The organism is Desulforadius tongensis, assembly GCF_016907915.1.
In the GTDB taxonomy this organism is placed as follows: Bacteria; Bacillota; Desulfotomaculia; order Desulfotomaculales; family Desulfohalotomaculaceae; genus Desulforadius; species Desulforadius tongensis.
Window position 1 is genome coordinate 1 of sequence record NZ_JAFBCW010000037.1, and the last position, 21,056, is coordinate 21,056.

Consider the following 21,056-nt stretch of genomic DNA (forward strand, 5'->3'; position numbering starts at 1 on the left):
ATCTGCGGGCCGCCGGTGATGATCAAATTTACCCAGCCGGTGCTGGAGGAACTGGGCTTTACCCCGGAACAAATTATCATGAGCTTGGAGATGCGCATGAAGTGCGGGTTGGGGATGTGCGGGCGCTGCAACATCGGCAGCAAGTATGTCTGCAAGGACGGCCCGGTATTCACCCTGGCCCAGCTGAAAAAGCTGCCTAACGAGTACTAAAAACGGGTAATGAAGCGGGCGGTCTTACAGCAAAATGCAGTACACGGGGCTTGCTTAAAAAACAAGCCCCTTTTTTTAAAAATAATATAGTACTTTAGTCCCTTTTTTGTATAGGTCCAATTATCTATGTTCCCATTAAGTAAATATTGTTAAAATTTACATAGAGTACAAACTAATTTGTTGTTTTGGAAATGCTGCTGCAGATAAACTATAACAAATGGGGGACTAACTAGATGGATGTTAACTATATCAATTCCTTTGTACTAGGTGCCGAAGATATATTTAGTCAAGTGGCTGCCGGGATAGATTTAAGCCGCCAAAAACCTTATGCTAAAAAGACTCCTTTTTATGCCAACTCGGTGGTATCCATCGTTGGTTTTAACGGTGATATTAAGGGACAAGTTGTTTTCGTGTTTACCCGTGAATTTGCTTTAGAGCTGTCCAGTGCCATGTGCGGTATGGAAATGCAGGAAATTGACGAATTGGCATTGTCGGCACTGGGGGAAATATCAAATATGATTTCCGGCCGGGCGGTAATTAAACTTGATGAACTGGTACAAGAGAAAGCTAATATTACACCACCCACAGTGCTGCATGCGGAAGATAAAATAAATATCAGCGTTGAGCCTCCTATAATATGCATTCCTTACAGCAGCAACGGTAAAGCTTGTTTTGAAATAAATTTTGCCCTTAACAGTAAAAAAGGAGACGCCTAATATTTTATTTCCAGATTGTATAGTGGGCCACATGCTGCTTTGCGGCACCGGTTAACAATTATCCCCAGGGTATTAACCCTGGGGATAATTGTTCTTGATAATTACGGTTTTGTCACTATATACTAATAGTATACATTTTGTATACATTTTCCAGGAAGGTGACAAAATTGCAGATTATCCGCTGTATAGAGATAAATAACATATCTGAAGCTAAAAAAGAACTGGCTGCCATTGGGTGTGATCCCTGGGGGATTGAACACATGGCTGACAAGGCTGTTTTTCGGGTGTTAAAACTAAAAAACATTACCTTTACCCAGGCAAATATTATCAAGCAGGAGATGCTTTCCTGTGGAGGGGAAGCGGCAGTAACCAGGGGTGTGGTAAATCACTCGGTGGAACAAACGGATATACTGCTCATGGCCACTGAAGCCCAGTATAGAAGAGTATGTAATAAATTAAAAATACAGCCCTTTAAATTAAAACCGTTGGCGGAAAAAATAGAACAGACCTTGGACAATTTAATGCCGGTGGAGCCGAGAATAATAGACTGCCGGGGTAAAACTATAGAGCTGGGAAAAGGCACGCTGGTAATGGGTATATTAAACATTACCCCGGATTCCTTTTCGGATGGTGGGAAGTTTGACACTGTGGATAATGCGTTAAGACATGCCCTGCGCTTGGTGGAAGAAGGGGCAGATATAATAGATGTGGGCGGTGAATCCACCAGGCCGGGACATCAACCGGTGTCGGTGGAGGAAGAACTGAAAAGGGTTATCCCGGTTTTGGAGAGGCTGGTAAAAGAGGTGGATGTACCAATATCTGTGGACACCTCCAAAGCAGAGGTAGCCAGGCAGTCGCTGGAAGCGGGAGCCCACATCATCAATGATGTGTGGGCCGGCCAGGCTGACCCGGAAATGTTTGCAGTGGTGGCCGATTATGATGCCCCGGTGGTTTTAATGCACAACCAGAACAGCACGGAGTATGGCGAGTTAATGTCTGATATTGTGCATTTTTTAGAGCAAGCGGCGGATCAGGCCGTAAAGGCCGGCATACCCGGGGAAAAAATAATTGTTGACCCAGGTATCGGTTTTGGTAAGAATTATGAACAAAATTTAGAAGTAATGGCCAGGCTGCAGGAGTTAAAATCACTGGGCTACCCGGTGCTGCTTGGTACCAGCCGCAAGTCGATGATCGGTAATACTTTAGATCTACCGGTGGACCAGCGGGTGGAAGGCACCGCTGCAACGATAGCTTTTGGAATAACCAAAGGTGTTGATATTGTACGGGTGCACGATGTTAAAGAAATGGTCCGGGTGTGCCGTATGACCGATGCCATGGTTAGGGGAAAGCTGTATGGATAAGATTATAATGAAAGGTATGCGTTTTTACGCCTACCACGGGGCATTACCCCAGGAACAGCAGTTGGGACAACAATTTGAAGTGGATTTGGAATTGTTTCTAGATTTGAAAGCTGCCGGAAAGACGGATGACTTAAATAAAACGGTTAGTTATGCAGACGTGTACAGGCTGGTACAAGAAATAATAACGGGGCAGAAATTTAAACTCATTGAGTCCCTCGCTGAAACCATTGCTGCACGGGTAATTGCTGACTTTAACGTTGAGCAGGTAAATGTGCAGGTAAGAAAACCCCAGGCACCGGTACCGGGAATCTTTGCCTATATGGCGGTGGAAATTACCCGTACACGACAGCAGGAAAAGGAGAACAGCTAAATGGTCACAGCATATATAGGTATTGGCAGCAACATGGGGGATAAGAGCTTTTATATTAACAAGGCACTAGATCTGCTGCACTCTCCGCCGGAGATCAAAGTGGTAAAAGTGGCTCCCCTGTACCGCACTGCTCCGGTGGGTTATACCGAGCAGGATTGGTTTCTAAATACCGTGGCTCAGTTGGAAACGGTTATTTCACCCCAGAAATTATTACATCAGCTGCAGCAGATAGAAAATAAGTTGGGGCGGGAGAGAAAGATACGCTGGGGGCCGAGGACCATTGATTTGGACCTGCTTATATACGGAGATGTCACATTAACCACACCGGATTTAACTCTGCCGCACCCCAGAATGACTGAGCGGGCCTTTGTAATGGTTCCCCTGGCGGATATAAGCCCCACCATGGCCATGATAGGCGGAAAAACGGCAGAGGAATTGGCGGGAGAGCTGATGTTAGTGCAGGAGATTTACAGGGCAGCTGCAGACGTCATGATGCATATGGCACCTAATAAGGATGATGCGCTATGATGGCAAAACAGGCTTACCCCACCGCTGCCAGTATAGCGGTGGCGGTTATTTTTGGACTTTCATTTCTTTTTGTTAAAGATGCGCTGCTGTATCTGCATCCTTTCCAGCTGCTGGGCCTGCGCTTTGCCTTAGCCGCGCTGTTTCTTACGCTGCTGGCGGTATGCGGTGTGATAAAACTGCAGGTTAAAGTTTCCCACCTGCCTGACCTGTTAAAAATTGCTATTTGGCAGCCGGTTTTGTATTTCTTATGTGAAACATACGGGATAAAATTTACATCAGCTGCAGAAGCCGGTATTATCATCTCTTTAGTACCAATGGTAGTAACGGTGCTGGCCATTTTCATACTGGGTGAAAAAATCACCGTTAGACAGGGTGCCTGTGTTAGTGCCGCGGTGGCGGGGGTTATACTGATGGTGTTGGGTGGTTCTGCCGGAGAGACAGCTCAGTCTCAGGGACATTTAATGGGTATTTTCTTTCTTTTTGGAGCTGTACTGGCTGGTGGTTTTTTTAATGTTTTTTCCAGAAAAGCTGCTGGCGAATACAGCCCGGTGGATATAACCTTTATAATGATGTGGCTGGGTGCCCTGGTTTTTAACGCTATCGGGCTGGTACAAAGTTACCTTACCGGCCAGTTGGCTGATTACTTTAAAGCAGTACAGCATCTGCCGGTGATTGCGGATTTGTTATACTTAGGTGTTTTATCCTCTGTTTTGGGATTCTTTTTACTTAACTATTCTTTGTCTCACTTACCGGCTGCACGGGTTGCTGTATTTTTAAATCTTATACCGGTGGTTGCGGTGCTGGCTGCCGTTTTGTTTTGCGGCGAACAGTTAGGTATCCGGCAGATGGCAGGCGGGATATTGATTTTGTTTGGCGTATGGGGAACGAACTGCTTTGCCGAGAAAACAGAAAAAGCGCTCTAATGATTTGGCCTTGGTTACAAAATCGGTGGATTATGGATCAGAACAGCTGGAGAATATTAGGCGCCACTGCCCCTTGGAGCCTAAAGTATAAAAGTTAATTGATTACAAAGAAAAGGAGGATGAGATGGCAGATGGCTGAAAAAAAGATTCTCATGCTTGTGGGAGATTATGTGGAAGATTATGAGGCCATGGTGCCTTTTCAAATGCTGACTATGGTGGGGCATACAGTACATGCAGTTTGCCCCGGTAAAAAAGCAGGCGAGACGGTGGCCACGGCAATCCATGATTTTGAGGGAGAACAAACTTATAGTGAGAAGCGGGGTCATAACTTCGCTATCAACGCCACCTTTGATGAGATTAAACCGGAGGATTACGATGCTTTGGTGATTCCCGGGGGACGGGCACCGGAATACATCCGCTTGAACACAAAGGTATTGGAGATTGTGCGGCACTTTGCAGAAAATAACAAACCCATCGCTTCCATATGTCATGGACAGCAGGTGCTGGCTGCCGCCGGTGTAGTAAAAGGCAGGCTTTGTACTGCTTACCCGGCCTGCATGCCGGATATGGTGGGGGCCGGTGCCAAATGGGTGGATGCCAACGAAACATTTACCAATGCTTACGTAGATGGCAACCTTGTTACAGCGGCGGCCTGGCCGGGACATCCCCAGTGGATGCGCAAATTCCTGGAACTGCTGGGCAGTAAAATTGAACCTTAGAAATAACCATGCTGTACAGCCGCATTATTAGAGTATAAAAACAGGCACCTTATGCATAAGCCAGCGGGTTGTGGTGAGCGCTGCATAAGGTGTTGAATTTACAGCAGGCAGCACAAACCGGGCTTTTCCAAGGGGTAATGGGCCTAATATTAAACTTTGTTTAATGAGCGTTAAAAGCACAGTCGGATGGATAAGCTTAGTGAAATTATACTGTTGAAAATAGGGGGTGGAGAAATAATGCTTGATAGGATAGAAGTTATCCAAGGTGATATTACCAAGCAAAAGGTTGATGCCATTGTCAACGCAGCCAACAACACCCTGCTGGGCGGCGGGGGCGTGGACGGGGCCATTCACCGGGCGGCGGGCCCGGAACTTCTGCAGGAATGTAAAAAGCTAAACGGCTGTGCCACCGGCCAGGCTAAAATTACCAGCGGTTATAAGCTGCCGGCCCGGTGGGTTATTCACACGGTGGGCCCGGTCTGGAGGGGCGGCGGCAGCCAGGAAGACCAGCTGCTGGCCAGCTGCTATAGAAACAGTTTGGCACTGGCCGAACGGCAGAACATAAAAACCATTGCCTTCCCGTCGATAAGCACCGGCGTGTACAGGTTTCCGGTGGAACGGGCAGCCAAAATCGCCATTGCGGAAATAAAGGAATTTTTGCAAAGGAATCATTCGGTGGAAAAAGTGATTATGGTTTGTTTTGACCGGCAGACATATAACTGCTATCGTAATACTGTTAAAGAATTATTTGAAGTAAGGGAAAAATGACCGGTTTAAAAGCTGCTATTTTGAAGGAAAGCGCCAGCAAGCATTATTTTTTTCTGAATATTGCTGACTTAGTAAATTTCATTGCCGCCGTTAATTGAGTATGCTAAAATACCCAGTTAGAGGGTGGTATCAGAATTTCTGAGCTGCACCTCGTTGTTAAACAGCGGCAGTTGAATAGCATTGAGCATAATTAACCCGCTTGGAGCCGGTTGGACCGAGACGGAAGCCTAATATGACTTATTAACGACCTTTCAGGTTTCCCCGGGGGTCGTTTTTTGTTTTTCGGAGGTGTTATGATGAGCAAACCTGCTGTGGCCGTTGTAGGGGCCGGGAAGGTTGGTTCGGCACTGGCGGTGGTTTTGCAAAAAGCTGGTTATCCCATCGTTGGGGTGGCCAGCGGCAGCCTGAAATCTGCCCGGGCACTGGGGCGGCGCCTGGGGGTAAGGTATTCAGAGCACCCGGCGGAGATTACCATTCAAGCGCAGGTTGTCTTTATTACCACGCCGGACCGGGAAATAAAAAGCGCGGCCGCTGCCATTGCCGCTGCCGGGGGGTTTAAAAAGGGGCAAATTGTGGTCCATACCAGTGGATCACTGCCATCCGTGGCCATTGAGGTGGTTAAGGAATATGGTGCCGTACCGGCTGTTTTCCACCCCCTGCAGTCCTTTGCCGACATAGAAACGGCCGTATCCAATTTACCCGGTTCCTTTTTTGCCCTGGAGGGTGAACCACCGGCATTAGAAATACTGCAGCAAATGCTGGCCGATTTACAGGGGCGGGGTATAACCATTAAGACCGGAGATAAGCCGCTGTATCACGCCGCTGCTGTGGTGGCTTCAAATTACCTGGTGACAATAATTCACCTGGCCACCGAAATGCTGGGCAGGCTGGGAATGGAGCAGAAACAGGCGGTGGAAGCGTTGCTTCCGCTAATTCAGGGTACACTAAACAACATTAAAAATAAAGGAACCACCGCAGCGCTGACCGGGCCGGTGGAACGAGGGGACAGCGTTACTTTACATAACCACCTGAAAGCTTTATCTGTGCTGGGCCCGGTGGAACAGCGGGTGTACAAAGTTCTGGGGGCGCTAACTGTGGAAATAGCACTGCAAAAGGGCTCAATAAGTGAGCAGGTGGCCCAAAACTTAATTCAAACATTGGAGGGAAATAAAGATGACTAAACCGGTAACTACACTGGAACTGCTGAAAATGAAGGAAGAAAAACAACCCATCACCATGCTTACCGCTTATGACTACCCCACCGCGGTGATGGTGGATTCTGCCGGTATTGACGTCATACTGGTAGGGGATTCACTGGGCAACGTGGTTTTAGGTTACGATACCACTGTGCCGGTAACCATGGATCACATGGTGCATCACGTTCAGGCGGTAACCAGGGGCGTGAAACGGGCGCTGGTGGTGGCGGATATGCCCTTTATGTCATATCACATTTCTGCGGAAGAAACCATGCGCAATGCCGCCCGCTTATTACAGGAAGGTGGGGCCAAAGCGGTTAAAATTGAAGGTGGGCACCAGGTGGCGGATAAAATCAGCAAACTTACCGGGGCGGGAATACCGGTGATGGGGCACCTGGGATTAACTCCCCAATCGGTGCATCAAATGGGCGGCTACCGGGTTCAGGCTAAAACCGCCGAAGCGGCCAACAAATTGTTGGAAGATGCCAGGGTGCTGCAGCAGGCCGGGGTATTTGCGCTGGTGCTGGAGTGCATTCCTGCCCAACTGGCCAAGCAGGTTAGTGAGGAGTTAACTATTCCCACCATCGGCATAGGAGCCGGGGCTGATTGTGACGGTCAGGTGCTGGTGACCCACGACATGCTGGGTATAAATGCCCAATTTAAGCCCAAGTTTGTTAAACGTTATGCCAACCTGCACCAGGACATTATGCAGGCCCTGGAAACCTACCGGGATGAGGTGAAGCAGCGTCAATTCCCTGCGGCGGAACACAGTTTTTCCATGCCCGGTGAAGAACTGAAGAAGTTGTATTAAATACTGGTGTTAGTACGGCGGCATTTTCAACATCGAGGTGAGTAAAACTTGCTGATTATCAAAACTATTGCTGAAATGCGTCAGTTTGTGAGTGAGGCCAGAAAGAATAACCGCAGTGTGGGTTTGGTTCCCACCATGGGCTATTTTCACCGGGGCCACCTGGCACTGATGGAAAAGGCGGTACAGCAGTGCGATGTGGTGGTTACCAGCCTGTATGTCAATCCCCTGCAGTTTGGCCCGGCGGAAGATTTTGCTGCTTATCCCAAAGACCTGGAGCGGGATGCCAAGCTGGCTGAAAGCGTGGGTGTAGATGTCATATTTGCTCCCACCGACCGGGAAATGTACCCTGCGGGGTTTGATACCACTGTGTCGGTGGGTGATACCATCACCGGTAAATTATGCGGTTTAAGCCGTCCCGGTCACTTTACCGGGGTGGCCACAGTGGTAACTAAATTATTTAACATTGTCCAACCGGATAAGGCTTTTTTCGGGCAGAAGGATGCCCAGCAGGTGCTGGTTATTAAAAGAATGGTACAGGATTTGAACATGAATGTAGAAATTGTTCCTGTGCCCATAGTGCGGGAGAAGGACGGCCTGGCCATGAGCTCAAGGAATGTTTACTTAACCCCGGAACAAAGGCAGGCTGCCACCGTACTGTACAAAAGCCTGCAGCTGGCCCAAGAACAGGTTAAAAAGGGTCAGAGGGACGGGGCTGAAATTTGCCGGCTGGTAAAAGAAAAAATTAACAGTGAGCCGCTGGCGGAGCTGGACTATGTGGAAATTTATTCCTACCCGGAATTGAAATCCATTGATAAAATTAACGGTGCTGCCTTATTGGCGGTGGCTGCTAAATTTGGTTTGGCGCGTTTGATTGATAACATAATTTTGGAGGCGTAGAGAATGCTGGTAACAATGTTTAAAAGCAAAATTCACCGGGCTACGGTAACAGAGGCCAATTTGAATTATATGGGCAGTATCACGGTGGACAGTGAACTGTTGAAAGCTTCGGATATACTGGTGCACGAAAAGGTACAGGTGGTAAACCTAAATAACGGCAGCCGTTTGGAAACATATGTTATTCCCGGCGCGCCCAATTCCGGTGTGGTATGTTTAAACGGTGCTGCCGCCAGGTTGGCTCAACCGGGGGACAAAGTGATTATTATTTCCTATGCCCTGATGGAAAGGGAAAAGGCTGAGCAGTACAAACCGCTGGTGGTAATGGTGGATGACCAAAACTGCATAACCGAGATTCGTAAGGCGGAACTGCCCGGCCGGGAGAGTTAAAAATATTGACAATTTGTACAATTTAATAATACAATGCTTAGTAGCTTAATATAAATTGCCCGGCGGTACAATCGATAACAAGGAGTTGGCTGTATGCATTTTGATGCTCAGGTACACCAAATGTGGGAAGATATTAAGCAGCTGAAGAAAGAACGCAACGCGGTGATATTGGCACACTATTACCAAAGGCCTGAAGTACAAGAAATTGCCGATTATGTGGGTGACTCGCTGGAGTTATCCCGTCAGGCGGCCAACACAAATGCGGACGTAATAGTCTTTTGCGGCGTACATTTCATGGCTGAAAGTGCAGCAATTTTATCTCCGGATAAAACTGTTATCCTGCCGGTGGAGAAGGCCGGCTGTGCCATGGCAGATATGGTAACAGCGGAGTCACTGCGGGCCAAGAAAAAGGAAATGCCCGGTGCGGTGGTGGTTACCTATGTTAACTCTTCGGCAGAAGTTAAGGCGGAAAGTGATATCTGCTGCACCTCTGCCAATGCGGTTAAAATTATTCAATCCATTCCCGAAGACAGGGAGATACTGTTTGTACCGGATCGCAACCTGGGCCGGTACGCTGCCAAGCAGGCCAACAGGGAAGTGGTGGTATGGGCGGGGCAGTGTCCCGTCCATGATGAAATTACAATCGAAGATGTTGTGAAGGCAAAGGAGCAGCATCCCGGGGCTAAGCTGATTGTGCACCCGGAGTGCCCTCCGGAGGTTGCGGACTTGGCGGATTTTGTTTCCAGCACTTCGGGGCTGCTGCGCTTTGCCCGGGAAAGTGAACACCGGGAGTTTATTGTGGGCACTGAAGAAGGAATTTTACACCAGTTAGTTAAAGAAAATCCTCATAAAAAGTTTTATATTCTGCACCAAAGGAAAATGGTTTGCCCGGATATGAAGTACACAACATTACCCAAGCTGAAAGAATCACTGGAAAATATGAACCCGCAGGTGTCAGTGCCGGAGGGGATAAGGGCCAAAGCGCTTAAATGTTTGGAAAGAATGTTAAATGTTAAGTAGTTAAGGTTATGGAGGCCAACAGTGGAAGGTCGTTATCTGGTAAATTTTAATACTAAAGAGCTGCCTCAATTGGAAACGGAACTGTTAATTATTGGCGGGGGGATTGCCGGCTTATACACAGCCTGGCAGGCCGACCGGACCGGTATACGGGTGACCGTTTTAACCAAGGGTACCATAGCAGACAGCAACTCTGGCCGTGCCCAGGGGGGGATAGCTGCGGCGCTGGGGAAAACTGATTCCCCTGAACTGCACTACAAAGACTCCATTTTGGCCGGTGCGGGTTTGTGCGATGCCAATGCGGTTAAAATATTGGTTAATGAAGGTCCTGCCCGGGTGCGGGAACTGATCAGCATGGGGGCCAACTTTGACCGCCATGATGGCCAACTGGCCATGACCAAAGAAGGTGCCCACAGCAAAAGGCGCATACTGCACGCCCAGGGAGATGCCACCGGGGCAGAGATTATGCGTACCCTAGCCAGCCAGATAAAAGAGAAAAGCAGGGTGGAAATTTTAGAGCAGCACTTTGCGGTGGACCTGCTGGTTGAGGAGAATGTCTGCCGCGGTGTACTGGCCTTTGATGAAGAATCCGGCAGCTATCGGGTTTTTTGGGCCAAGGCTGTGGTGCTGGCCAGCGGCGGTGCCGGGCAGCTTTATAAATATACCACCAACCCGGAGGTGGCCACCGGAGATGGCATAGCCATGGCTTACCGGGCCGGGGCGGAGGTAATGGATATGGAGTTTGTCCAGTTTCATCCCACCACCCTGGTGCTGCCGGGGGTGCCGCGGTTTTTGATTTCTGAAGCTGTGCGGGGCGAGGGGGGCCTGCTGCGCAACAGCAACGGTGAAAGATTCATGCCCCGTTATCACGGTATGGCGGAACTGGCCCCCAGGGACATTGTTTCCCGGGCGATACTTTCGGAAATGGCCAAAACAGGCCAAAAATTTGTTTACCTGGATTTAACCCATCTGGCGAAGGAAAAAATAAAAAAACGTTTTCCCACCATTACCGGTACCTGTGCCCGCTATGGGCTGGACATTACCCGGGATTTGATACCTGTGGCACCTGCCGCCCATTATATTATGGGTGGTGTGAAAACTAACTATAATGGTGAAACTTCAATTCAAGGGTTATATGCCTGCGGGGAAACGGCCTGCCAGGGGGTGCACGGCGCAAACCGGCTGGCCAGCAACTCTCTTTTAGATGGGCTGGTATTTGGCAGGCGGATTGTTGAAGCGGTAAAGAAATATCTGCCCTATTCCACCGGGGTGCGTTCTCACTTTACCTGTGAAAGTTTATCCCCACCGGCGGGGGATTTTACCGCCGTTAAAAAAGAACTGCAGGGAACAATGGGGGAAAATGTCGGCCCGCTGCGCACCGTTCAAAGGCTGACTCAAGCCCTGACTTTTTTTGATCAAAACAGCTGGTTAAAGAAACATTTATGCTGTACTCCCCGGGAAATGGAACTGCGCAACATGCTGGAGGTGGGCAGGCTGATTGCCGAGGCGGCCATGATGCGCACCGAAAGCAGGGGCGGTCATTTCAGGCTGGATTTTCCGGAAACCGTGTCCCGTTGGAAAAAACATATTATCATCAGGCGTTAGGAGAGAGCCAAATGGAATTAAATTCGCTGCTTTTAGATGAAATAATTCGCCGCTGCCTGGTAGAGGATATCGGCACCGGGGACATCACAACCAATAGCCTGGTGCCTGCCGGTGCAGTGACAACAGGGCTTATACAGGCCAAAGGTAGTGGGGTTATAGCCGGTATGGCGGTGGCGGAAAGGGTATTTAAAAATCTGGATCCGGAAATTGTATTTGAACATAAAGTTAGTGATGGTACAAAAGTGGAACCAAGGACAGTGCTGGCCGAAGTAAAGGGCAGTGCCCGGGCGGTGCTGACGGGGGAAAGGCTGGCTTTAAATTTTTTACAGCGGTTATCCGGCATAGCTACTAAAACGGCCGAGTTGGTGGAATTAATTTCCATGTACCCGGTAAAAATAGTAGATACAAGGAAAACAACTCCCGGCATTCGTATGCTGGAGAAATATGCCGTGCGTGTAGGCGGTGGGTACAATCACCGGTTTGGACTTTATGATGCTGTGCTGATTAAGGATAATCATATTAAAATAGCCGGGGGAATAACCCGGGCGGTAAACACGGCCCGCCGCCAAAACCCGCACACCGTAAAGATAGAAGTGGAAGTGCAGGATCTGGAAGGAGTACAGGAAGCCCTTTCGGTTAATGTAGATATCATTATGCTGGATAACATGGAGCCGTCTTTGATGCGGGAAGCGGTGGAAATGGTAAACGGCAGGGCACTGGTGGAAGCATCCGGGGGAATTACGAAAGAAAATATTGTACCGGTGGCCAAAAGTGGTGTAGACTTAATTTCAATCGGTGCCCTCACCCATTCCGTTACAGCACTGGATATTAGTTTAGATGTGGAAGAGATTAAATAAGTTTTTATTGCAGGTTCACCTTGCAATAAAAGTTTTGCCATCAAAGTTAACCCAGCTGAATAACACGGTTAACTGTTTAGGGGTGTTGTGATGAAAAAAGAGGTGCTGAACATTTTAAAATCAAATCATTCCCAGTGGGTATCGGGGGAAGACATGTGCCGCCGGTTGGGTATTTCCCGCACTGCGGTGTGGAAACATATTAGAAATTTAAAACAGGATGGATACCGTATTGAAACCCAGCCCAGAATGGGGTACCGGCTGGTTGGCGTTCCGGACCTGCTGTACCCGGCTGAGGTTGTTGAGGGGCTGAATACAAAATATTTTGGACAAAAAATAATTCATTATCAGCAGGTAGAATCCACCAATGAAGAGGCTAAAAAACTGGCTGTAAGAGGTGTGGAGCAGGGAACGGTGGTAATTGCCGAACAGCAGGCGGGCGGCAGGGGCAGGTTGGGCCGCCGGTGGCATTCTGCCTTTGGCAAAGAAATTATGTTTTCTGTGGTGCTGTACCCCAACATCAACCCGGCGGAAACCCCCCAGGTCAGTATGCTGGCAGCGGTGGCGGTGGCCAGGGCAATAGAAAAGACATGCGCTGTCCGAGCCGGTATCAAGTGGCCCAACGATTTGCTGGTCAGCGATAAGAAAGTGTGCGGAATACTGGTGGAAATCGGGGCCGAGGTAGACCGGGTGAAATATGTGGTGCTGGGGATTGGAATAAATGTCAACTCCACAAAACAGGATTGGCCGGTGGAAATAGAGCATAAAGCCACCTCCCTGCGGGAAGAAAGGGGTACGGCAGTTTCCCGGTTAAAATTAATGCGCTCTGTGCTGGAAGAACTGGAGCAGCTGTATGAAGTGTGGCAGCAGCAGGGTTTTGCCCCCATATTAAGGCAGTGGCGGGCCTGGTGTGTTTCCCAGCACTGCCGGGCCAGGGTAGAAACAATTCGCGGCAGTTACAGCGGCTGGATAGAAGGGGTAAACAACAACGGTGAACTGCTGCTGAGGCTCAGTGACGGCAGTATACACACATTTAATTCCGGTGATGTATCCCTTAGAATGTGAAAAGCAGCGAATATGCCGGGAATCATAGACTGTGCCGCAATGGTTAACCCGAATTGGAAATAAAGTTAACAATAATACGAGGGGGTATTTTATGAAACTGCAAACAAAAGAAATGGCCTTGGTTGGCACCATGGCTGCATTTATGGCTGTGGTGTCGGTGGTGTTTAGATTTTATCCCATTGCCTTTGGTGCAGTACCCTTCAGCTTATTACCGTTTATAGTGATATTAACGGGCGGCATCCTGGGGGCCAGGCTGGGGGCGTGGAGCATGGCGGTATATATAATGATGGGCTTGGCCGGGCTGCCGGTATTTGCCACAGAACCCTTTGGCGGTGTTACCTATGTTTTAAAACCCACCTTTGGTTTTGTTCTCGCCTACGTGCCGGCGGCCTTTGTTACCGGCTTTATTATCGGGAAAAGGAAAAATGCTGGTTGGTTAACCTATGGACTGGCCATGCTGCTGGGCATGTTTGTTATCTACCTTTTCGGCCTGCCCTATCTTTACTACATAACCAATATATACCTGGGCAAAGCGCTGACCGTTAAAATGATGCTGGCAGGTATGAAACCCTTTATGGTTTTGGATGTACTTAAAGCGGCAGCTGCGGCAGTGGTGGCCAAATTGGTAGTTCGCCGCCTGTCAGGGGTATTAGAAAATAATAATTCAAAAAGCATTTAACGGGTACATTCTTAAATTATTCGTTTTTTATGTTAGTTGCGTTGGCTGACCTACTTTGATAAAATCTTTATGTCAATTTACGAACATGGAGGCATAGTTCTGTGATACTGGTTTTTGATGTGGGAAATACCAATACCGTACTGGGTGTTTATAAGGGCGAAAATTTGGTTGCCCACTGGCGCGTATCCACCGATTGCAACCGTACCGCCGATGAATACGGCATGCTGTTGAACAGCCTTTTTCAATATGCCGGTTTGGATATAAATAAAATTAACGCGGTGGTTATTTCATCGGTGGTGCCGCCGATGATGCACAGTTTAGAGCGTATGAGCAAAAGGTACTTTAATGTATCTCCCATGGTGGTTGGTCCCGGGGTAAAAACCGGTATGCCCATTAAAATGGACAACCCCCGTGAAGTTGGAGCGGATCGTATTGTTAATGCTGTGGCCGGTTACAGTTTATACGGGGGGCCGTTAATTATTGTTGATTTTGGCACTGCCACTACCTTTTGCGCGGTAAATAAAAAGGGTGAGTATGTGGGGGGAGTTATTGCCCCCGGCATAGGGATATCTACCGAGGCGCTGTTTGCCCATGCGGCCAAGCTGCCCCGGGTAGAACTGAAACGTCCCCCCTCCGTTCTGGGTAAAAACACGGTTCATGGTATGCAGTCCGGCATAGTTTTTGGGTACGCCGGCTTGGTGGATGAAATAGTGAGAAGAATAAAAAAAGAACTGGGAGAATGTACAGTTATTGCCACCGGTGGACTGGCGGAGTTAATAGCTAAAGAAACCGGCACAATAGACAAAGTGGAACCTTTCTTAACATTGACCGGTCTTCGCTTGATATACCAGCGCAATAAGGGTTGAGATAAATGCACATAGGAACGGTAAAAATAGCCAACAGGGTAATATCCGCCCCCATGGCCGGGGTGACCGACCGTGCTTTCCGTGTACTGGCCAGGGAAGCCGGGTGCGGTTTGGTTTGCACCGAAATGGTCAGCGACCAGGCGTTGATATACAGCAACCCCAAAACCATGCACATGGTTGATTTCAGGGGAGAACCAGGGCCCCTCAGTGTCCAGATTTTCGGCTCCCACGTGGAGTATATGTCCCAAGCAGCTAAAATAGTTCAGCAGCGAGGGGCAGACATTATTGACATAAATATGGGATGCCCGGCCCCGAAAATTGTTAAGAACAACGAGGGATGTGCGCTGATGAAAGACCCCGATTTGGCCGGGCGAATTGTGGAAGCGGTGGTTAAAAGTGTTAGTGTGCCGGTAACGGTTAAAATGCGCAAGGGCTGGGATGAAGACAGCGTCAACGCTGTGGAACTGGCCCGGAGGGTGGTGTGTGCCGGGGCCTCTGCCGTTACGGTGCACGGGCGCACCAGGGATCAGTTCTATAGTGGTGAAGCAGACTGGAGTATTATTCGGCAGGTGAAAGAAGCTGTTGATGTGCCGGTAATCGGAAACGGTGACATCTGGCATCCACAGGATGCAGTGCGGATGATGGAAGAAACGGGATGCGATGCGGTAATGATCGGCCGGGCCGCCATGGGTAACCCGTGGATATTCAAGCAGACCATACACTATCTGAAAACCGGTGAACTGCTGCCCGGCCCCCGGCCGGAAGAGCGCATTAAAACAGCCATTCGTCACTTGGAATTGATAGTTGAAGACAAGGGAGAAAAGATTGGAGTGGCAGAAATGCGCAAGCATGCGGCCTGGTATACAAAGGGTTTGCCGGGGGCGGCCCGCCTGCGCCGGCACATTAACCAGGCCCAGACACCGGAAGAATTAAGAGAAATTCTAATGTCTATCTGTATAATTTCCGACCGCTAAAAGACCCGCCTTTTTTATGCTGTGCCGTATAGGCGGGTTTTTTGGTGTTATTTTTTAGGCTTGTATCCCAGATGCATTGCCGCAACCCCTCCGGTATAGGCCTTAACTTCTATATCCACCAGTCCTGCTTGACGAAACATATCTGCCAACTGCTGCCTGTCTGGGAAATCTTTTGCTGACTCCTGCAGCCACGAATACTGCTTATAACTGTTTGCCAGCAGTTTTCCCAGCACGGGCATGACATAACTGAAATAGGCGTAATACAGCTGTCTAAACACCGGAATTGTGGGTTGCGACGTTTCTAAACAGACCACCTTTCCCCCGGGTTTAACAACCCGCTGCATTTCCCGCAGTACTTTCATATAGTCAGGCACATTGCGCAATCCAAAGCCTATGGTTGCATAATCAAATGTGTTTTCTGCAAAGGGCAGATCCATGGCATTTCCCTGCACCAACTTAACTTGATTTAACCCCCGGGCGGCCACTTTTTCCCGCCCCACTTTTAACATATTTTTGCTGAAGTCCAGTCCATAAACCATTCCATTGGGGCCAACGGCTTCAGCAAGGGCGATTGTCCAATCTGCAGTTCCGCAGCAGACGTCAAGGGCTGTTTGCCCCTTTTGAACCTTCATTCGCTTCATGGTATCCTTCCGCCATGCTTTGTGGCGCTGGAAACTAATGACGGAGTTCATAAAATCATATCTATCGGAGATGGTTTCAAACACCCTGTGTACGCGCTCTTCTTTAGACTGCTTCATTTTGACCCTTCTTCCGCAAATAGTTTATTAACATTATAGCATTTTATTCCGAAGTCGGAATGTACTACCCCGAAAAATGTTATCTTACTGAGCCCGGCATATTTGCCTTTCTGGCCCAGATGCCGGTGCCGCACCTAAAAACATATCGAAATATGTTAAATACTGCGGTTTGAATTATCAGGAAATATTTGTTAATATATATATGTATACAATTTTGTGCACATATTTTTCCTTCGTTCTGAGTAATATTTAATAGCGTGGGGTCAAAAATGAGTTTGATTCGCATTGGGAACAAAATAATAAGCAAACAAAAAATAAATCAAACAATTAATAGGCTGCTGCATCTGCGTGAATGCGGTTTATCTCAAACGGAAGCTGCCTCCCGCCTGGGCATAGACAGAACCTTTGTTTCGCGTTTGGAAAACCTGGGAGAAATACGCAAGGGTAAAAGTATTGCCGTGATCGGGTTTCCCATTTCCAACAAGGAAGAACTGGAATCAATACTTTTAAAAGAAGGAGTAGACCTGGTGTACTTGTTCACCGAGCAGGAGAGATGGGACTTTGTAAAAAATAGTACCGGGCTGGATTTATTTAATACCGTAATGGATATCATTGCCAAAGTACAGTCCTGTGAGCAGGTTGTTGTAATCGGGTCTAATAAAAGAATAAAGCTGGTGGAGGCGGTTTTAGACAAAGAAGTTATTCCGCTGGTTTTGGGCAAATCACCCATTAAAGAAAATAGATACATAGAACCGAATTCCGTTTTGGAGATAGTTAGAGCTGTCAAGCGGGGGTAAAGGAAGATAATAAATGGGAGGAGTAACCATGAAACGTTTTGCCTTTATTATTCACCCGTTAGATGTTTCAGATGTAGCCCGAAAATTTAGCATTGCCAAGTATATGCCCGCAGCGGTGGTGGAAAAAGCACTGCGGTTGATGCCCTCATTCACCACTTCCCATATTACAGGTGTTAAATCTCTGCAAAATAAAGAGGCAGAAGGATGGTTTATCACTTGTCCTCTTACGGCAAAACAAATGTTATCCTTACCCCGGGAGATGGTAATTAAAAAAATAATTCAAGCCGGTAAAGTGGCGGAAAAACTGGGTGCCGGTATTGTTGGCCTGGGTGCATTTACGTCGGTGGTTGGTGACGCTGGAGTTACAGTAGCTAAAAATTTAAACATCGCTGTAACCACCGGCAACAGCTATACAGTGGCCACTGCCATTGAAGCAACCCAAAAAGCGGTAAAAATGCTGGGGCGGAAGCTATCTGATTGTCACCTGGTGGTGGTGGGGGCCACCGGCTCTATAGGGCAGGTTTGTTCAATAATAATGGCCAGGCATGTTAAGCACTTAACTTTAGTAGGCAGGAATACCGGTAATTTAAAGGCTTTGGCCGCTAAAATACTTTATGAAACCGGATTGGCCTGTACGGTTAGCTCCGATGTAAAAAGGGCAGTACCTTTGGCCGACATTGTAATTACAGTTACCAGCAGTGTAGATACTGTTATCGAACCGGAGGATTTAAAAACCGGCGCAGTGGTTTGTGATGTGGCCCGGCCCAGGGATGTTTCCAGACGCGTGGCAAAGGAACGAAAAGATGTGCTGGTGATCGAAGGAGGAGTTGTAGAGGTGCCCGGCAGCGTGAATTTTAACCTGGACTTCGGGTTTCCCCGCGGCACGGCTTACGCGTGTATGGCTGAAACTATGATACTGGCGCTGGAAGGGCTTCATCAAAATTACTCACTGGGACGAAACTTAACGGTACAGCAGGTGGAACGGATTTCCGCCCTGGCTGAGAAACACGGTTTTAAATTGGCCGGTTTTCGCAGTTTTGAAAGGGTTTTACCGGCGGGAGAAATACAAAGAGTAAAAAAACAGGCCGAAAAACAAGCTTCATAACTGGTAATACTTCAATTCATCATCTTGACAAAATTAACCTCGCTATTTATAATGTCATAGACAACTAGGGAAGAACGGCGGGCACTGCAAAAGGTTTTCCTTTTTGCAGTGCTTTCGGCATACTATGGGGTTTTTTGGTGCGAATAATAAGAACAAAAACACATATATTGATTGTAATATAATTACCAAATAAATAGAGATGGGAGCAGAGATGTAATGAAAGAAAAAGAAACGATTTTAACATCCGATGGCTTAAAGAAATTGGAAGAAGAGTTGGAAAACTTAAAAACGGTAAAGCGGAGAGAAGTAGCCCAGCGGATAAAACAAGCCATTGAATTTGGAGATATAAGTGAAAACTCTGAGTATGAAGATGCAAAAAATGAGCAGGCATTTATAGAAGGCCGTATTATTACGCTGGAAAAAATGCTGCGCAATGCCAAGGTAATTGAAAATGAAGACGTGGGTAAAGATACTGTGACGCTGGGTTCCACCGTGGTATTAAAGGACCTGGAATTTGGTGATGAATTTAAGTACACCATTGTTGGCTCTGTGGAGGCAGATCCGGATGCCAATAAAATTTCTAACGAATCTCCGGTGGGAAAAGCGATTATAGGTCATAAAAAGGGAGAAGTGGTGGAAGTAGAAGTACCGGCAGGGAAACTGGAATACAAGATTGTTGATATACTTTAAACAAAAGAAATAGAAATTTCGGAGGTTTATTGTATGGCAAACGTTGAAGAACTGAACGAATTAATGCGGGTGCGCAGGGAAAAATTAAATGAACTGCGCCAAAAAGGGATAGAACCCTATGGAGAAAAGTTTGAACGTTCCAATTATGCCCAAGAAATAGTTGATAACTTTGAAAAATACGATGGCCAGCAGGTAAAACTGGCCGGCCGGATAATGGCAAAGCGCGGCCATGGCAAAGCCTGTTTTGCCAACCTGCAGGATGTATCCGGAACCATTCAAATTTATGGACGATTAAATGACTTGGGCGAAGAAGCCTATAGTATGTTTGAAAAGCTGGATATAGGTGACATCATTGGTTTGGAAGGAACGGTGTTTAAAACCCGGCGCGGCGAGGTTACGGTATCCCTCACGGGCTTTGTTATACTTTCCAAATCGCTGCGCCCGCTTCCGGAAAAATGGCATGGTTTAAAAGATGTTGATTTGCGCTACCGCCAAAGGTATGTAGATTTAACTGTTAACCCGGAAGTGCGCAGCACGTTTGTTATAAGAAGCCGTATCGTGCGTGAAATTAGAAATTACTTGGACAAGCTGGGCTTTTTAGAAGTTGAAACTCCCATGATGCATCCCATAGCCGGTGGGGCGGCGGCAAGGCCCTTTATTACCCATCATAATGCATTAGATATGGACCTGTTCCTGCGCATTGCGCCGGAACTGTACTTGAAGAGACTGCTGGTGGGGGGCTTCGACAAGGTATATGAAATAAACCGCAATTTCAGAAACGAAGGTATTTCTACCAAACACAACCCGGAGTTTACAATGCTGGAACTGTACCAGGCCTATGGCGATGTTGAAGACATGATGGAGATAACTGAAAACCTAATCAGCTCGGTGGCCCAAAAAGTGTTAGGTACCACTAAAATTCGTTATCAAGAACAAGAAATTGATTTAACCCCACCGTGGAAAAGATTGCCCATGCTGGAGGCAGTAAAACAATACAGCGGGTTAGATTTTAACAGCATTACCTCTGCTGAAGAAGCCAGGAATAAAGCCAAAGAACTGGGTTTAGAGATTGAAGGCCATGAATCCTGGGGCGATGTACTGAATATAGTCTTTGAAGAGTTTGTTGAACCCAAATTAATTCAACCGACATTTGTGCTGGATTATCCTGTGGAAATTTCACCTCTGGCCAAACGTAAAAAAGATAACCCCGGTCTTACACACCGGTTTGAACTGTTTATATATGGGCGTGAAATGGCCAATGCCTTTTCTGAGCTGAATGATCCCATTGACCAAAAACAGCGCTTTGAAAAACAACTGGAGAAGAGAAATGCCGGTGATGATGAAGCACACATGATGGATGAAGATTATATACAAGCCTTAGAATATGGTATGCCGCCGGCCGGGGGGTTGGGTATCGGCATTGACCGCCTGGTGATGCTGTTAACCGATTCTCCTTCTATAAGAGACGTAATACTGTTTCCGCTGATGAGACCCCGGGATTAAATACCGGGGTTATTTTTTAATTTTTATGTTGACAGGCCGCTAAACCTGTGCTAAGATTTATTTCGTGGTTGAACGACATAATATTTAAAACAGGCAGCAAAAACATCTTGACATAATTCGCAATATGTGATAACATTTCTTCTTGAGATTACAAATTGATCTTTGAAAACTAAACAGTGAGAGATGGATGTCAAGGGCGATAAAGCCAATGGATATTTTATATTGAACAGGAGAGCTGGAAGAGCTTATCCATAGAT

24 protein-coding genes are annotated in these 21,056 nt (G+C 47.5%); 23 read left to right on the top strand and 1 reads right to left on the bottom strand.

Annotated features, from left to right (window positions below; genetic code table 11):
- The 19 genes from JOC37_RS12025 to dusB all read left to right on the top strand — a co-directional run.
- Positions 1 to 210: iron-sulfur cluster-binding protein (locus JOC37_RS12025; RefSeq protein WP_476580495.1), on the top strand; the 210-nt coding region annotated here is incomplete at its 5' end.
- 233 nt (positions 211 to 443) lie between these two features.
- Positions 444 to 926 (top strand): chemotaxis protein CheX, encoded by a 483-nt coding sequence (locus JOC37_RS12030; RefSeq protein ID WP_204619289.1) that lies wholly within the window; start codon positions 444 to 446, stop codon positions 924 to 926.
- Positions 927 to 1,093: 167 nt separating this feature from the next.
- Positions 1,094 to 2,287, top strand: a complete 1,194-nt coding sequence (gene folP / locus JOC37_RS12035) for a dihydropteroate synthase (RefSeq protein WP_204619290.1) — start codon at positions 1,094 to 1,096, stop codon at positions 2,285 to 2,287.
- On the top strand, positions 2,280 to 2,657 hold the full coding sequence (gene folB / locus JOC37_RS12040) for a dihydroneopterin aldolase (protein WP_204619291.1): 378 nt from the start codon (positions 2,280 to 2,282) through the stop codon (positions 2,655 to 2,657). Before folP ends, folB begins: the two co-directional genes overlap by 8 nt.
- Positions 2,658 to 3,185, top strand: coding sequence for a 2-amino-4-hydroxy-6-hydroxymethyldihydropteridine diphosphokinase (folK, locus tag JOC37_RS12045; RefSeq protein WP_204619292.1), 528 nt, complete (start codon positions 2,658 to 2,660; stop codon positions 3,183 to 3,185).
- Positions 3,182 to 4,108, top strand: coding sequence for a DMT family transporter (locus JOC37_RS12050; protein WP_204619293.1), 927 nt, complete (start codon positions 3,182 to 3,184; stop codon positions 4,106 to 4,108). Before folK ends, JOC37_RS12050 begins: the two co-directional genes overlap by 4 nt.
- Positions 4,109 to 4,239: 131 nt before the next feature.
- Positions 4,240 to 4,827, top strand: coding sequence for a DJ-1/PfpI family protein (locus tag JOC37_RS12055; protein WP_204619294.1), 588 nt, complete (start codon positions 4,240 to 4,242; stop codon positions 4,825 to 4,827).
- A 237-nt stretch (positions 4,828 to 5,064) separates the two neighbouring features.
- Positions 5,065 to 5,595 (top strand): O-acetyl-ADP-ribose deacetylase, encoded by a 531-nt coding sequence (locus tag JOC37_RS12060; protein ID WP_204619295.1) that lies wholly within the window; start codon positions 5,065 to 5,067, stop codon positions 5,593 to 5,595.
- A 296-nt stretch (positions 5,596 to 5,891) separates the two neighbouring features.
- Positions 5,892 to 6,776: a Rossmann-like and DUF2520 domain-containing protein gene (locus tag JOC37_RS12065; RefSeq protein ID WP_238480908.1), complete on the top strand. Its 885-nt coding sequence runs from the start codon at positions 5,892 to 5,894 to the stop codon at positions 6,774 to 6,776.
- The gene (panB, locus tag JOC37_RS12070) at positions 6,769 to 7,602 is read left to right on the top strand and encodes a 3-methyl-2-oxobutanoate hydroxymethyltransferase (RefSeq protein ID WP_204619296.1); all 834 of its coding nucleotides are present in this window, start codon (positions 6,769 to 6,771) and stop codon (positions 7,600 to 7,602) included. The genes JOC37_RS12065 and panB overlap by 8 nt, the downstream gene beginning before the upstream one ends.
- Before the next feature lie 48 nt (positions 7,603 to 7,650).
- Entirely contained in the window at positions 7,651 to 8,499 is an 849-nt protein-coding gene (panC, locus tag JOC37_RS12075; protein WP_204619297.1) for a pantoate--beta-alanine ligase, read from the top strand.
- Between the two features lie 3 nt (positions 8,500 to 8,502).
- Positions 8,503 to 8,886, top strand: coding sequence for an aspartate 1-decarboxylase (panD, locus tag JOC37_RS12080; RefSeq protein WP_204619298.1), 384 nt, complete (start codon positions 8,503 to 8,505; stop codon positions 8,884 to 8,886).
- A gap of 93 nt (positions 8,887 to 8,979) precedes the next feature.
- Entirely contained in the window at positions 8,980 to 9,906 is a 927-nt protein-coding gene (gene nadA, locus JOC37_RS12085; protein ID WP_204619299.1) for a quinolinate synthase NadA, read from the top strand.
- Between the two features lie 21 nt (positions 9,907 to 9,927).
- Positions 9,928 to 11,508, top strand: coding sequence for an L-aspartate oxidase (nadB, locus tag JOC37_RS12090; protein ID WP_204619300.1), 1,581 nt, complete (start codon positions 9,928 to 9,930; stop codon positions 11,506 to 11,508).
- Positions 11,509 to 11,519: 11 nt separating this feature from the next.
- Positions 11,520 to 12,365, top strand: coding sequence for a carboxylating nicotinate-nucleotide diphosphorylase (nadC, locus tag JOC37_RS12095; RefSeq protein ID WP_204619301.1), 846 nt, complete (start codon positions 11,520 to 11,522; stop codon positions 12,363 to 12,365).
- A 90-nt stretch (positions 12,366 to 12,455) separates the two neighbouring features.
- Positions 12,456 to 13,427: a biotin--[acetyl-CoA-carboxylase] ligase gene (locus tag JOC37_RS12100; RefSeq protein WP_204619302.1), complete on the top strand. Its 972-nt coding sequence runs from the start codon at positions 12,456 to 12,458 to the stop codon at positions 13,425 to 13,427.
- A 91-nt stretch (positions 13,428 to 13,518) separates the two neighbouring features.
- Positions 13,519 to 14,106 carry a biotin transporter BioY gene (locus tag JOC37_RS12105; protein WP_204619304.1) on the top strand — a complete coding sequence of 196 codons (588 nt, stop codon included), beginning with the start codon at positions 13,519 to 13,521 and terminating at the stop codon, positions 14,104 to 14,106.
- Positions 14,107 to 14,207: 101 nt separating this feature from the next.
- Positions 14,208 to 14,972: a type III pantothenate kinase gene (locus JOC37_RS12110; protein WP_204619306.1), complete on the top strand. Its 765-nt coding sequence runs from the start codon at positions 14,208 to 14,210 to the stop codon at positions 14,970 to 14,972.
- Positions 14,973 to 14,977: 5 nt separating this feature from the next.
- Positions 14,978 to 15,946 (top strand): tRNA dihydrouridine synthase DusB, encoded by a 969-nt coding sequence (dusB, locus tag JOC37_RS12115; protein WP_204619308.1) that lies wholly within the window; start codon positions 14,978 to 14,980, stop codon positions 15,944 to 15,946.
- A 47-nt stretch (positions 15,947 to 15,993) separates the two neighbouring features.
- On the opposite strand, the gene JOC37_RS12120 is transcribed toward dusB, so the two are convergent.
- Positions 15,994 to 16,704 carry a demethylmenaquinone methyltransferase gene (locus JOC37_RS12120; RefSeq protein WP_204619310.1) on the bottom strand — a complete coding sequence of 237 codons (711 nt, stop codon included), beginning with the start codon at positions 16,702 to 16,704 and terminating at the stop codon, positions 15,994 to 15,996.
- A 269-nt stretch (positions 16,705 to 16,973) separates the two neighbouring features.
- On the opposite strand from JOC37_RS12120, the gene JOC37_RS12125 reads away from it, so the two are divergent.
- The 4 genes from JOC37_RS12125 to lysS all read left to right on the top strand — a co-directional run bounded on the left by JOC37_RS12125 (position 16,974) and on the right by lysS (position 20,799).
- The gene (locus JOC37_RS12125; RefSeq protein WP_204619312.1) at positions 16,974 to 17,501 is read left to right on the top strand and encodes a helix-turn-helix domain-containing protein; all 528 of its coding nucleotides are present in this window, start codon (positions 16,974 to 16,976) and stop codon (positions 17,499 to 17,501) included.
- Between the two features lie 28 nt (positions 17,502 to 17,529).
- Positions 17,530 to 18,606, top strand: a complete 1,077-nt coding sequence (locus JOC37_RS12130; protein WP_204619314.1) for a shikimate dehydrogenase — start codon at positions 17,530 to 17,532, stop codon at positions 18,604 to 18,606.
- Positions 18,607 to 18,822: 216 nt separating this feature from the next.
- Complete coding sequence (gene greA / locus JOC37_RS12135) at positions 18,823 to 19,296, top strand: transcription elongation factor GreA (RefSeq protein WP_204619316.1); 474 nt, start codon at positions 18,823 to 18,825, stop codon at positions 19,294 to 19,296.
- Positions 19,297 to 19,329: 33 nt separating this feature from the next.
- Positions 19,330 to 20,799, top strand: a complete 1,470-nt coding sequence (gene lysS / locus JOC37_RS12140; protein WP_204619318.1) for a lysine--tRNA ligase — start codon at positions 19,330 to 19,332, stop codon at positions 20,797 to 20,799.
- The last annotated feature ends 257 nt before the right edge of the window (positions 20,800 to 21,056 follow it).

What these genes read in the sequence shown, in the direction of transcription:
- JOC37_RS12030 (WP_204619289.1), top strand. Translation starts at nt 444, where the DNA reads ATGGATGTTAACTATATCAATTCCTTTGTACTAGGTGCCGAAGATATA.
- folB (WP_204619291.1), top strand. Translation starts at nt 2,280, where the DNA reads ATGGATAAGATTATAATGAAAGGTATGCGTTTTTACGCCTACCACGGG.
- folK (WP_204619292.1), top strand. Translation starts at nt 2,658, where the DNA reads ATGGTCACAGCATATATAGGTATTGGCAGCAACATGGGGGATAAGAGC.
- JOC37_RS12050 (WP_204619293.1), top strand. Translation starts at nt 3,182, where the DNA reads ATGATGGCAAAACAGGCTTACCCCACCGCTGCCAGTATAGCGGTGGCG.
- JOC37_RS12055 (WP_204619294.1), top strand. Translation starts at nt 4,240, where the DNA reads ATGGCTGAAAAAAAGATTCTCATGCTTGTGGGAGATTATGTGGAAGAT.
- JOC37_RS12060 (WP_204619295.1), top strand. Translation starts at nt 5,065, where the DNA reads ATGCTTGATAGGATAGAAGTTATCCAAGGTGATATTACCAAGCAAAAG.
- JOC37_RS12065 (WP_238480908.1), top strand. Translation starts at nt 5,892, where the DNA reads ATGAGCAAACCTGCTGTGGCCGTTGTAGGGGCCGGGAAGGTTGGTTCG.
- panB (WP_204619296.1), top strand. Translation starts at nt 6,769, where the DNA reads ATGACTAAACCGGTAACTACACTGGAACTGCTGAAAATGAAGGAAGAA.
- panD (WP_204619298.1), top strand. Translation starts at nt 8,503, where the DNA reads ATGCTGGTAACAATGTTTAAAAGCAAAATTCACCGGGCTACGGTAACA.
- nadA (WP_204619299.1), top strand. Translation starts at nt 8,980, where the DNA reads ATGCATTTTGATGCTCAGGTACACCAAATGTGGGAAGATATTAAGCAG.
- nadC (WP_204619301.1), top strand. Translation starts at nt 11,520, where the DNA reads ATGGAATTAAATTCGCTGCTTTTAGATGAAATAATTCGCCGCTGCCTG.
- JOC37_RS12100 (WP_204619302.1), top strand. Translation starts at nt 12,456, where the DNA reads ATGAAAAAAGAGGTGCTGAACATTTTAAAATCAAATCATTCCCAGTGG.
- JOC37_RS12105 (WP_204619304.1), top strand. Translation starts at nt 13,519, where the DNA reads ATGAAACTGCAAACAAAAGAAATGGCCTTGGTTGGCACCATGGCTGCA.
- dusB (WP_204619308.1), top strand. Translation starts at nt 14,978, where the DNA reads ATGCACATAGGAACGGTAAAAATAGCCAACAGGGTAATATCCGCCCCC.
- JOC37_RS12120 (WP_204619310.1), bottom strand. Translation starts at nt 16,704, where the DNA reads ATGAAGCAGTCTAAAGAAGAGCGCGTACACAGGGTGTTTGAAACCATC.
- JOC37_RS12125 (WP_204619312.1), top strand. Translation starts at nt 16,974, where the DNA reads ATGAGTTTGATTCGCATTGGGAACAAAATAATAAGCAAACAAAAAATA.
- JOC37_RS12130 (WP_204619314.1), top strand. Translation starts at nt 17,530, where the DNA reads ATGAAACGTTTTGCCTTTATTATTCACCCGTTAGATGTTTCAGATGTA.
- greA (WP_204619316.1), top strand. Translation starts at nt 18,823, where the DNA reads ATGAAAGAAAAAGAAACGATTTTAACATCCGATGGCTTAAAGAAATTG.
- lysS (WP_204619318.1), top strand. Translation starts at nt 19,330, where the DNA reads ATGGCAAACGTTGAAGAACTGAACGAATTAATGCGGGTGCGCAGGGAA.